10 protein-coding genes are annotated in these 11,610 nt (G+C 67.8%); 7 read left to right on the top strand and 3 right to left on the bottom strand.

The annotated features are described in order from the left end of the window. The first annotated feature begins 303 nt into the window (after positions 1 to 303). The 5 genes from ACIQMX_RS01930 to ACIQMX_RS01910 all read left to right on the top strand — a co-directional run bounded on the left by ACIQMX_RS01930 (position 304) and on the right by ACIQMX_RS01910 (position 6,568). Entirely contained in the window at positions 304 to 1,335 is a 1,032-nt protein-coding gene (locus ACIQMX_RS01930; RefSeq protein ID WP_363066611.1) for an ABC transporter permease, read from the top strand. A gap of 108 nt (positions 1,336 to 1,443) precedes the next feature. Further along, on the top strand, positions 1,444 to 3,246 hold the full coding sequence (locus tag ACIQMX_RS01925; RefSeq protein WP_363066610.1) for an ABC transporter substrate-binding protein: 1,803 nt from the start codon (positions 1,444 to 1,446) through the stop codon (positions 3,244 to 3,246). A 116-nt stretch (positions 3,247 to 3,362) separates the two neighbouring features. After that, entirely contained in the window at positions 3,363 to 4,340 is a 978-nt protein-coding gene (locus ACIQMX_RS01920) for an ABC transporter permease (RefSeq protein ID WP_363066609.1), read from the top strand. A 10-nt stretch (positions 4,341 to 4,350) separates the two neighbouring features. Continuing rightward, positions 4,351 to 5,415 carry an ABC transporter ATP-binding protein gene (locus tag ACIQMX_RS01915; RefSeq protein ID WP_363066608.1) on the top strand — a complete coding sequence of 355 codons (1,065 nt, stop codon included), beginning with the start codon at positions 4,351 to 4,353 and terminating at the stop codon, positions 5,413 to 5,415. 25 nt (positions 5,416 to 5,440) lie between these two features. Continuing rightward, a complete protein-coding gene (locus ACIQMX_RS01910) occupies positions 5,441 to 6,568 on the top strand; it encodes a dipeptide ABC transporter ATP-binding protein (protein WP_363066607.1) in 1,128 nt (375 codons plus the stop codon). A 123-nt stretch (positions 6,569 to 6,691) separates the two neighbouring features. Here the strand turns inward: ACIQMX_RS01910 and ACIQMX_RS01905 are convergent, their stop codons facing one another. Together ACIQMX_RS01905 and ACIQMX_RS01900 are read right to left on the bottom strand one after the other, a co-directional pair. Further along, on the bottom strand, positions 6,692 to 8,008 hold the full coding sequence (locus ACIQMX_RS01905) for an MFS transporter (RefSeq protein ID WP_402474377.1): 1,317 nt from the start codon (positions 8,006 to 8,008) through the stop codon (positions 6,692 to 6,694). A gap of 8 nt (positions 8,009 to 8,016) precedes the next feature. Beyond that, positions 8,017 to 8,505 (bottom strand): MarR family transcriptional regulator, encoded by a 489-nt coding sequence (locus ACIQMX_RS01900; RefSeq protein WP_363066605.1) that lies wholly within the window; start codon positions 8,503 to 8,505, stop codon positions 8,017 to 8,019. A gap of 98 nt (positions 8,506 to 8,603) precedes the next feature. Between ACIQMX_RS01900 and ACIQMX_RS01895 the strand changes: the two genes are divergently transcribed. Continuing rightward, positions 8,604 to 9,080, top strand: a complete 477-nt coding sequence (locus ACIQMX_RS01895; RefSeq protein ID WP_402474375.1) for an NUDIX hydrolase — start codon at positions 8,604 to 8,606, stop codon at positions 9,078 to 9,080. A gap of 150 nt (positions 9,081 to 9,230) precedes the next feature. Here the strand turns inward: ACIQMX_RS01895 and ACIQMX_RS01890 are convergent, their stop codons facing one another. After that, a complete protein-coding gene (locus tag ACIQMX_RS01890) occupies positions 9,231 to 9,689 on the bottom strand; it encodes an NUDIX hydrolase (RefSeq protein WP_402474373.1) in 459 nt (152 codons plus the stop codon). 187 nt (positions 9,690 to 9,876) lie between these two features. On the opposite strand from ACIQMX_RS01890, the gene ACIQMX_RS01885 reads away from it, so the two are divergent. Further along, on the top strand, positions 9,877 to 11,508 hold the full coding sequence (locus tag ACIQMX_RS01885; protein ID WP_402474371.1) for an ABC transporter substrate-binding protein: 1,632 nt from the start codon (positions 9,877 to 9,879) through the stop codon (positions 11,506 to 11,508). Positions 11,509 to 11,610 lie beyond the last annotated feature (102 nt).

The following is an 11,610-nucleotide window of genomic DNA, read 5'->3' as shown; positions in this document are numbered from 1 at the left end:
TGTCCGAATTTCGGCCATTCAAGGCTTCCCTATGTTGTCAAACCGAGACCCTTTAAGTGTGGTTTACAGCCCGGTTGTGCTCAATAGTTGGCTCAGTTGAGCTCGGGTCAATGAGGCGCGCACTGGCAGGGTGCCGACTCACGAGCACGCTGGGTGTACCGATCAGGCGTCAGAGATGGCGGCGGAAGTCGGTGTCTCTCCTGCGGTGAACAAGTGGACTCTTGAGGAGGAACCCATGCGTGGTGCCATAAGCACCAACTGGGTCGTGTGCGCGACGCTGATCCCGATGGGGGTCGACCGACCGTGACAAGTCCTGTGCAGATCGATGACGCCGAGGCGTCAGCGCTCCCGGCGTCCGGGAGCGAGCCGGAGTCCGGTGGACCGGAGGCCAAGAAGGCCGCGGGTCTCTCTCCCGGGCAGCTGATGTGGCGTCGCTTCAAGAGGGACCGCACCGGGGTCATATCCGCGTGCATCGTCCTGTTCTTCTTCGCGGTGGCGATCCTCGCACCCGTGATCTCGATGCTTTACGGCAAGGATGCCTACACCCTTTACGGGCAGGACAACCTTGACCTCCTCGACGAGTTCAACATGCCGACGGGCGGGGCGGGCGGCATGTCCGCCGACCACTGGTTCGGCATCGAGCCGAACCTCGGCCGCGATGTGTTCATGCAGCTCGTCTACGGCATGCGCACCTCGATCTACACCGCCCTCGCCGCCACCCTCGTGATGGTGACGATCGGTGTGTTCATGGGCCTCGTGGGCGGTTACTTCGGCGGCAAGATCGACTACTGGGTCGGCCGGCTGACGGACTTCCTGCTCGGTTTCCCGAGCCAGCTGTTCTTCATCGCCTCGATGCCGGTCGTCGTCGCGGCGTTCGTCCGCCCCGACGAGGAGACCCCCACCTCTCTGCGCGCCATCGCGATCATCATCGTGCTGTCGTTCCTGGGATGGATGGGCCTCTCCCGGCTGATCCGTGCGGAAACGCTGACCCTGCGCGAGCGGGAGTTCATCGAGGCCGCGAGGATCTCGGGCGCATCTCCCGGGCGCATCATCCGCAAGGAACTGATGCCCAACATCATCACGCCTGTCCTGGTTCAGGCCACGCTGATGCTGCCCTCCACGATTCTCTCCGTGGCGTTCCTCTCCTTCGTGGGTGTCGGCTTCGTCGAACCCACTCCGGACTGGGGCCGGATGTTCGCCATCGGCGCGGACATCTACGAGCAGGACCCGGTCTACATGCTGTTCCCGGGTGTCGCCATGGTGGTCTTCGTGGTGGCGTTCAACCTCCTCGGCGACTCCGTCCGAGACGCGTTCGACCCCAAGTCCGGACGCTGAAGCTTCCGTCCCCCCGCGGATGGGGTAGCTGTCACCCGGACGCCGGCCAGGGCCGGACGCGCCAGGCAGCTCAGTTGGATCACTACTGACAGATAGGTTCTCATCGTCATGAGCATCTTTGGTACGCGCCAGATGCGCGCCGCGGTCATCGCGGTGGCAGCCGGTTCGTTGGTGCTGACCGCATGCGGCGGCAGCGACAACGACAACAACAGCAAGGCCAAGACGAAGACCCAGGAAGACGCTGCCAAGCAGTCCTCGGCCGTCATCATGGGCGACGCCAAGGCGTCCAACGGTCCTGCGGCCGAGGTGCCCGGCGCCAAGCCCGGCGGCACCATGACGGTCTACCAGGAGGGCGACTTCTCCCACCTGGACCCGGCCCAGAGCTACGTCAGCGACGCCAAGCAGCTCGACCGGCTGCTCCAGCGCGGTCTGACGCAGTACCAGGAGGACGACAAGGGCCAGCTCACCGTGGTCGGTGACCTCGCCACCGACTCCGGCAAGGTGACCGACGGCGGTAAGACCTGGACTTACACGCTCAAGGACAACCTCAAGGACGAGAACGGCAACGTGATCGACTCGTCCGACATCCGTCACACGATCGAGCGCATGTACGCGCCGTTCGTCACCGACGGCCCGATCTACATCCAGAACTGGCTGTCGGGTGCCGGCACCACGTACCGCAAGGCGCTGCCGGACGGTCCGTACAAGGGCAAGCACCTGCCGGACTCGGTCCTGGCGACCCCGGACGCGAAGACGGTCGTCTTCAAGTTCAAGGACGCGCAGCCCGACCTCGCCCAGGCGCTGGCGATGCCCGGCTACTCCGTGGTGCCCAAGGAGACGGACACCAAGGAGAAGTACGACACGGACCCGGTCTCGACCGGCCCGTACAAGATCGCCGACTTCAAGCCCGGCAAGTCGATGAAGCTCGTCAAGAACACGAACTGGGACGCGGCGACCGACTCGGTCCGCCACCAGTACGTCGACGGCTTCAACATCGAGTTCAACCACGACGACGACGACCAGACCAAGACCCTCCTGGCCGACCGTGGCGAGGCCAAGAACGCCGTGATGTTCACGGGTCAGGTCGCCACCAACCAGGTGAGCAAGGTCGTCGGCGACGCCGCCGCGATGAAGCGCACGATCCAGGGCTACGCCCCGTACGTGTGGCAGCTCAACTTCAACCTCGACCGCATGACGGACAAGAAGGTCCGTGACGCGATCACCTACGCGATGCCGAACGCGCAGCTCTACAAGCTCGACGGTGGCGCGTACGGCGGCGAGACCGCGACCGGTCTGATGGCCCCGACCGTTCCGGGCTACGAGAAGGGCTACGACCCCTTCGGCAAGCTGAAGAAGCCGAACGGCGACGTGGCGAAGGCCAAGGAGCTCATCAAGGAAGCCGGCGCCGAGGGCAAGAAGGTCATCTACGCCTACGGCAACACCCCGGTCCGCCAGCAGCAGGCCGTCCTGATCTCCAAGCGCCTTGAGGAGATCGGTCTCAAGGTCGTCAAGAAGGAGATCGACTCCTCCACCTGGTACGAGCAGGTCGGCAAGGTCAAGAACGGTCTCGACCTGTACATGACCGGTTGGGGCCAGGACTGGCCGGCGGCTTCCACCGTCATCCCGCCGTCGTACGACGGTACCCAGCTGCAGGACGGTTCCTCCGTCTACTCGCACATCAACGACCCCAAGGTCAACGCCGAGATCGCCCGCATCATGAAGATCACGGACCCGGCCGAGGCCCAGAAGGCATGGACCGCGCTGCACCACGACATCGTGGAGCGCATCAACCCGGCTGCCCCGATCTACTTCACCAAGGTGTTCCAGATCTTCGGCTCCAACGTCGGTGGTCTGCGGTACTCCAGTGACGCCAGCTACGTCGACGTCACGCGTCTGTACCTGAAGAAGTAGCAACCCGCACAGGCCGATCCCGGGGGTGCGCACACGGCGGAGCGCGCACCCCCGGGACGTCAGGCCCTCTCCTGATGTCCCCCTCATTGCCGCCGTCCTGAGAGCAGCGACCAGCCATGCTTCGATTCCTCACTCGCCGGACGCTCGGCGCAGTCCTGACACTTTTCCTGATCAGTGCCGTCACGTACTTCATGTTCTTCGCCATCCCGCAGGACCCCGCACTGCTCGCATGTGGAAAGAACTGCACCCCGGACGCGCTGAAGGTCATTCACACGAACCTCGGTCTGGACGAGCCGGTGGCGGTCCAGTTCTGGCACTACATGGTCGGCATCTTCGCCGGCCGTGACCTGGCCATAGGCGACTGCGCGGCTCCTTGCTTCGGTGTCTCCTTCGCCAGCGGCCAGCCGGTCTGGGACACGATCATCGACCGTCTCCCGCTGACGCTGTCCCTCTCCGCCGGCGGACTCGTCGTCTTCCTCGTGGTGGGTCTGGGTCTGGGCATGCTCGCCGCCTGGAAGAAGGGCACGAAGGTCGACAAGACCGTCAGCTCGGCTTCGCTCGTGCTGAGCTCCCTGCAGATCTACTTCCTCGGCCCGGTGGTCCTCGGAATCTTCGTCTACAGCACGGGATGGCTGGACAAGCCCAAGTACGTGCCGCTGACGGAGAGCTTCACCGGCTGGTTCATGGGTCTGCTGATCCCGTGGCTCGTCATGTCGGTCATCTTCACGGCCCAGTACACTCGTATGTCGCGCTCGTCGATGATCGAGCAGTTGCAGGAAGAGCACGTCAAGGCAGCCCGCGCGAAGGGTATGACGAGCCGTTTCGTCTTCTTCCGCTACGCCTGGCGCGGTTCGCTCATCCCGATCGTCACCATCATCGGTATGGACATGGGCGCGCTCTTCGGCGGCGCCATGGTCACCGAACTCACCTTCGGACTCGCCGGAGTCGGCCGCCTCGCCCGCGACTCAGTGGTCCTCAAGGACCTCCCGCTGACCATGGGCGTGTTGATCTTCAGCGCCGCCTTCATCCTGTTGTTCAACGTCATCGTGGACGCCGCGTACGCGTTCATCGATCCGCGCGTGCGTCTGTCCTAGGAGTACGACCGTGACCACACTCACCAAGACCGAGGACTCGCCCGCACCCTCCTCGTCCGGAGCCTTCCTGTCGGTGCGGGACCTCAAGGTCCATTTCTCCACCGAGGACGGCATCGTCAAGGCCGTCGACGGGCTCTCGTTCGACCTGGAGCGCGGGCAGACGCTCGGTATCGTCGGCGAGTCGGGTTCCGGCAAGTCGGTGACCAACCTGAGCATCCTGGGGCTGCACAACCGGCGCAGCACCGAGGTCTCGGGCGAGATCGTGCTGGACGGCCAGGAGATCACCGGCGCTTCTGACAAGCAGCTCCAGTCGCTCCGCGGCAACAAGATGGCGATGATCTTCCAGGACGCGCTGACCGCGCTCTCGCCGTACTACACGGTGGGCCGGCAGATCGCCGAGCCGTACATCAAGCACACGGGTGCCTCCAAGAAGGAGGCGCGTGCGCGGGCGATCGAAATGCTCGGCAAGGTCGGGATCCCCGACCCCAAGAACCGGGTCGACGACTTCCCGCACCAGTTCTCCGGCGGTATGCGCCAGCGCGCGATGATCGCCATGTCGCTGGTCTGCAACCCCGAACTGCTGATCGCCGACGAGCCGACCACGGCCCTGGACGTCACCGTCCAGGCGCAGATCCTCGATCTGCTCAAGGACCTCCAGCAGGAGTTCGGTTCGGCGATCATCCTGATCACCCACGACCTCGGCGTCGTCGCGAACACCGTCGACGACCTGCTGGTGATGTACGCGGGCCGGGCTGTCGAGCGCGGCACCGTGCGTGAGGTGCTCAAGACTCCGGAGCACCCGTACACCTGGGGCCTGCTCGGCTCGATGCCGCGGCTCTCCCAGGACGTGGGTTCGGAACTGACGCCGATTCCGGGGTCGCCGCCCAGCCTGCTGAACCCGCCGTCGGGCTGCGCGTTCAATCCGAGGTGCTCGTTCGTCGACATCGTCGACGGGAGCGGCCGCTGCCTGAACGAGCGACCCCTGCTTCCGGAGGGTCGCGGCTCCGCCTGCCACCTCACCGGCGAGCAGAAGCAGCAGGTTTTCATCGAGACGATTCAGCCCCGGCTGGGCTGATGTACCGGCAACTGGGGCTATGACCATGAGCGAGAACAAGAGCAACACCGCCGGTCCGGAGACGGCTCAGGCGCAGCGGGAACCGGATGGCTCGGACCCGCTCCTGAGCGTGAAGGGCCTGACCAAGCACTTCCCGATCTACGGCGGATTTCCCTTCAAGCGGCAGGTCGGCGCGGTCCAGGCCGTCGACGGCGTGACGCTGGACGTGTACCCGGGCGAATCCCTCGGTCTGGTGGGTGAGTCGGGCTGCGGCAAGTCGACCACGGGCCGGCTGCTGACCCGGCTGCTGGAGCCGACCAGCGGCACGATCACCTACAACGGCCAGGACATCTCCCACGCCAACCGCAGGAAGATGGCGCCGATCCGGTCCGAGATCCAGATGATCTTCCAGGACCCGTATGCCTCGCTGAACCCGCGGCAGACGGTCGGGACGATCATCTCGGGGCCGATGGAGGTCAACGGGATCAACCCGCCCGGAGGCCGTGAGGCACGGGTGCGGGAGCTGCTGGAGACGGTCGGGCTCAACCCGGAGCACTTCAACCGCTTCCCGCACGAGTTCTCCGGGGGCCAGCGTCAGCGCATCGGTGTTGCCCGCGCGCTCGCGCTCAACCCCAAGATCATCATCGCGGACGAGCCGGTCTCGGCGCTCGACGTGTCCATCCAGGCGCAGGTCATCAACCTGCTCCAGGAGCTTCAGCGCGAACTGAACATCGCGTTCGTGTTCATCGCGCACGACCTCGCGATCGTCCGTCACTTCTCGCAGCGCATCGCGGTGATGTACCTCGGCAAGGTGGTGGAGGTCGCCGACCGCGACTCCCTGTACAACGCCCCGCGCCACCCGTACACGCACGCGCTGCTCTCGGCGGTGCCGAACGCGGACCTCGACGCCGACAAGACGGAGCGAATCCGGCTCTTCGGCGACGTGCCGTCGCCGATCATGCCGCCGTCCGGCTGCCGCTTCCGGACCCGCTGCTGGAAGGCGCAGGACAAGTGCGCGACGGAGGAGCCTCCGCTGGTGCAGCTCTCGGGTGCCCGTGAGGGCCACCTGACGGCCTGCCACTTCCCGGAGGAGCCGACCACGGAGAAGACCGGCCCGGACGTCGTTCTCGACCCCGCGCTCGTCGCCCTGGAAGAGAAGAACGCGGACAAGTAGGAGCAGTACCCTCCGGCGAAGCCGGGAGCACGGGTGCCGGGACGCGGAAGCGTCCCGGCACCCGTTCGCGTTTCCGGGGGCCTCGCAACCGGGAGGCGGGGCCCGGAGAGCGGGGGCTCGCGTTCATCCGGCGGCCGTCACGGCGGCTTCGGAGGCGGCGGGTTGCGGGGGAGGGCCGTCCGGCTTCCCGGGAGCGCCGCCCGGCTTCGCCGCGGCGGACGGGGTGCGGTACCCGCGAAGCGGGGCGTGGGTCGCGGCCACGGCGGCGATCGCCAGGGTGGCGGAGAGCCCGCCGACGGCCAGGGCGAGAGGGGCGGAGGTGGCCGACGCCAGCAGGCCACCGCGGAAGTTGCCGAGCTCGGGGCCGGCGACACCGATGACATGCTCCACCGAGGAGACCCGTCCCCGGTACGCGTCCGGGGTCTCCAGCTGGACCAGGGCGCTGCGGGTGACGACGGACACGGTGTCGGCGGCGCCCGCCACGGCCAGGCAGCAGAGCGCCGCCCACAAGGGCCCCGCCAGTCCGAAACCGGCCAGCGCCAGTCCCCAGACGCCGGCCGCCGCCAGCTGGACCAGGCCACCGCGGCGCCACCGCGTCACCGTGCCGGACAGCAGACCGGCCGTGATCCCGCCGACCGCGACGGCCGAGAGGAACAGGCCCAGGGTCTGCGGGTTCCCCCCGAAGCGCACCTCGTTGACCAGCGGGAAGAGTGCGACGGGCATGGCCAGCAGCGTGGCGGACAGGTCGGTTGCCAGCGAGCCCCGCAGGGTCGGGCGGCCGAGGACGATCCGCCAACCGCCGCGCTCCGGGCGACGCCTGCCGCCCGTCGTGCCGGTCCCGTCGGACCGCATGGCGGGCAGCCGGATCACCGCCGCCATCGAGACCGCCATGGCCGCGGCCTGGATCGCGTACGCCGCAGGGAAGTCCCAGCGGGCGATGATCAGTCCGGCCGACGCGGGACCGGCCAGCATCGCCGTCTGGAAGGAGATGTTCGTCAGCGCGAGACCGGCCGCGACCTGGTCGCCCGGCAACAACCGGACCGGGAAGGTACGCCGGGCAGGAGCTCCGAGAGCGCCGCAGCTCGTCCCCACGGCGACCAGGGCGAGCAGCAGCAGGAGGCTGCGGTTGTCCGCCAGGGCCTGCGCGCACAGCCCCACGGCGGCCAGCAGCTGGCCCGCGGTGGTGGCGCGCACCACGGAGCGGCGGTCGACGGTGTCGGCCAGGGTGCCGCCGAGCAGCCCGAACAGGATGATCGGCAGTCCGGTGGCCAGCCCGATGGCGCCGGTGCCCACGGGGCTTCCGGTCAGATCCCAGACCTGGGCCAGCACCGCCACATTGGCTGTCTGGCCGCCGAGTTGGGAGACCGAGGTGCCGATCCACAGGTCGCGGAACGGCCGGTTGCCGCGCAGCGGACGGGTGTCGAGGAACCGGGCGCGCAAGCGCCCGCTCACCGCGGTGGCTCGACGAGATGGCGGAGGATCCGCTCCCGCATCGACCTGCGTTCCAGTGCCCGCCGTACCTCCGCGACCACGCCGGTCATCGCGTGCGGGACCTCGTGGTCCAGCTCGGCGACCGTGGCGTGGGTGGCGCGCCACTCCGCCTCCAGGAACGGCACCAGGGACCGGCCGCGCTCGGAGAGGTCGATGCGCCGGGTGCGGGCGTCCGGCCCGGGCTCGGAGGTGACCAGGTCCTCCTTGAGCATGGCGGCGACGGTCTGGCTGATCGCGGAGTGCGAGCGGTTCAGGGACGTGGCGAGCTCGCGGATGGTCAGGGGGCCGGTGTGGGCGAGCCGGATGAGCGGATAGGCGAACCGCGGCCGTACCCCGTCGATGCCGCGCTCGACGTAGACCTGCTCGATCTCGGCGTCCATGGCCGCCAGCAGCTCGTGCAGGGAGTGCCAGGGATCGGGCAGCGCTGTGGGATCAGAAAATGTCACAGCGCTAATATAACAGCGCTGGGACAATAGGAGGCGTGGTGCGATGCCGACCGGTACGGGGCTTGATCGGGTTCCGGGTGCGGCCTAGCGTCGGGGTGGTGGAAACGCTCCGGCCCGCCGCCCGGGTCATCTGCCTCGATGCCGCCGACCGCGTGCTCCTGCTGCGCTGGCGGGATCCGTTCGACGGGTCGTGGCTCTGGGAGCCGCCCGGTGGTGGCATCGAGCCCGGCGAGACCCCGCTTGCGGCGGCGCGGCGGGAGCTGGCCGAGGAGACCGGACTCGACCCGGCCGCCGTCCTGGACCGGTGGGTGCCCGTCGACCGTGATGTGCGGTGGCGGGGCCGGCGGTACACCGGGACGGAACGCTTCTACCTGGCCCGGTTCGCCGGCGAGCGGCCGTCCCTGCTGCGGACCGGCCTGCTCCCGGACGAGCAGGTCAGCCTGGACACGCATGCCTGGCTCGCCCACACGGACCTGACCGCGCTGCCGGACCCGGTCGAGCCGCCGCAGTTGCTGACCGTCCTCGACGCTCTGGTCCCGGACGGGCCGTGGGGCGCGCGCGACCGGCCGGCATGAGAGGCGACCGTGCCGGCGGGGGAGAGCGGGCGTGGCGGTCCTTGCCCGGGCGGCCGTGCCGGCGGGGGAGGGCGGACGTGGCGGTCCCTGCCCGGGTGACCGCGTCAGCGGGGGAGAGCGGACGTGGTGGTCCCTGCCCGGGCGACCGCGTCAGCGGGGGAGGGCGGACGTGGCGGTCCCCGCCTGTTCGAGGATGCCGAGGGCATCGGCCGCAGCCGGTGACAGCAGGCCGCCGTCCCGCAGGCCGGCCAGCGGGATCCACGCCACCTCGTCCGTGGAGCCGTCGGTCTCGGTCACTTCCGGCGCCCCGCCCCGGAGGGTGACGACGTAGAACAACGCCGTGAGGCTCCAGCTCACCCCGTTCCGCCGGGCCGCGTAGGTCCGCGCGTCGGCCAGCCGGGCGTCCGCGAGTTCCAGCCCGGTCTCCTCCAGGAGTTCACGGGCCAGCGCTTCGACGGGCTGCTCACCCGGGTCGATCCCGCCGCCCGGCAGGTGCCACAGTCCCGGCGCGAAGACTGGTGAGGCGTCCGACAGTCTGGCCAGCAGGATGCGGCCGTCCTCCGCCGCGATGGCGTACGCCGAAACGCGGGTCCGTACCTGGGTGCCCATGGTGGCGCCCTCCTTCTCGCATCTGGGCGGACAGGTCGAAACCCTGCCGCCGCGTTGCACGCTAGCGGCCCCCGCATCCACCCGCATGGCCCCGTCGAGCTCGGATGGCGGGAGTAAATGTGCGGGAAGTCCGCTATGAGGCGATATTTGACCTCACGTAAGACGGAGCACTACGAGGAGGCACTCCATGCGCGGAGCCACACAGGTCAAGTGGGCCGCATGTGCGGTGGCCGTCGCCCTGGCGGCGACGGCCTGCGGCGGAGGGGACAGCGGCAGTGGTGGCGGTGGCGCGGACGGGATCGTGAGCTCCTCCTGGGGTGACCCGCAGAACCCGCTGGAGCCCGCCAACACCAACGAGGTCCAGGGCGGCAAGGTCCTCGACATTATCTTCCGGGGACTCAAGAAGTACGACCCCAAGACCGGCGAGGCGACGAACATGCTCGCCGAGAAGATCGAGTCCACGGACAACCAGAACTTCACGATCACCGTGAAGGACGGCTGGACCTTCAGCAACGGCGAGAAGATCACCGCCAAGTCGTTCGTGGACGCCTGGAACTACGGCGCCCTGCTGAAGAACAACCAGAAGAACGCCTACTTCTTCGGCTACATCGACGGATACGACAAGGTCCACCCGGAGACCGGGTCCGCGAGCGCCAACACGCTCTCCGGCCTCAAGCAGGTCAACGACATGACCTTCTCGGTCAAGCTGACGCAGAAGTTCTCCCTGTGGCCCGACACCCTCGGCTACCCCGCCTTCGCACCGCTGCCCAAGACCTTCTTCACCGACCACGACGCCTGGGTCTCCAAGCCGATCGGCAACGGCCCGTACACGATCGACAAGTACACCAAGGGCTCGTCCATGAGCCTGCGCAAGTGGGACGACTACCCCGGTGACGACAAGGCGAAGAACGGCGGGATCGACCTCAAGGTCTACACCGACAACAACACCGCCTACACCGACCTGACGGCCGGAAACCTCGACCTCGTCGACGACGTGCCCGCCTCGCAGCTCAAGAACGTCAAGTCGGACCTCGGCGACCGCTACATCAACACCCCGGCCGGCATCATCCAGACGCTCGCCTTCCCGTTCTACGACGAGCAGTGGAACACCGCCGGCGCGATCAAGGTCCGCCAGGGCCTCTCCATGGCGATCAACCGCGAGCAGATCACCAACCAGATCTTCCAGAAGACCCGCACCCCCGCATCCGACTGGACCTCGCCGGTCCTCGGTGACGACGGCGGCTTCAAGGAGGGCCTCTGCGGCAAGGAGTGCACGTACAACGCCGCCGACGCGAAGAAGATGATCGAGGACGGCGGCGGCATCCCCGGCGGCCAGCTCAAGATCTCGTACAACGCGGACACCGGCTCCCACAAGGAGTGGGTCGACGCCGTCTGCAACAGCATCAACAAGGTCATGGGCAACAACAAGGCGTGCGTGGGCGCCCCGATCGGCACCTTCGCCGACTTCCGCAGCCAGGTCTCCCAGCAGAAGCTGAGCGGCGCCTGGCGCGCGGGCTGGCAGATGGACTACCCGCTGATCCAGAACTTCCTGCAGCCCGTCTACTACACCAACGCCTCGTCCAACGACGGCAAGTGGAGCAACAAGCAGTTCGACGACCTCGTCAACAAGGCGAACGCCGAGTCGGACAAGGCCAAGGCCGTCTCCACCTTCCAGGACGCCGAGAAGGTCATGGTCGAGCAGATGCCCGTCATCCCGCTCTGGTACCAGAACGGCAGCGCCGGCTACTCGGAGAACATCACCAACGTCTCCCTGAACCAGTTCAGCGTCCCGGTGTACGAGCAGATCGAGGTCAAGTGACCCGATAGGCGGCCGGGTGGCCGGGTGCGCCCAGCACCGGCCACCCGGCTTCCCCGTCCCGCGACTCCTCAGCCCAGAGACTTCCGACCCGCGACCCCCGGA

Origin of the sequence: Streptomyces sp. NPDC091416, assembly GCF_044756845.1 — a bacterium.
Classification (GTDB): domain Bacteria; phylum Actinomycetota; class Actinomycetes; order Streptomycetales; family Streptomycetaceae; genus Streptomyces.
This window is presented reverse-complemented; position numbering and strand designations above follow the sequence as displayed.

Coding starts and splice junctions, on each gene's coding strand:
- ACIQMX_RS01925 (WP_363066610.1), top strand. CDS start 1,444: ATGAGCATCTTTGGTACGCGCCAGATGCGCGCCGCGGTCATCGCGGTG.
- ACIQMX_RS01920 (WP_363066609.1), top strand. CDS start 3,363: ATGCTTCGATTCCTCACTCGCCGGACGCTCGGCGCAGTCCTGACACTT.
- ACIQMX_RS01910 (WP_363066607.1), top strand. CDS start 5,441: ATGAGCGAGAACAAGAGCAACACCGCCGGTCCGGAGACGGCTCAGGCG.
- ACIQMX_RS01890 (WP_402474373.1), bottom strand. CDS start 9,689: ATGGGCACCCAGGTACGGACCCGCGTTTCGGCGTACGCCATCGCGGCG.
- ACIQMX_RS01885 (WP_402474371.1), top strand. CDS start 9,877: ATGCGCGGAGCCACACAGGTCAAGTGGGCCGCATGTGCGGTGGCCGTC.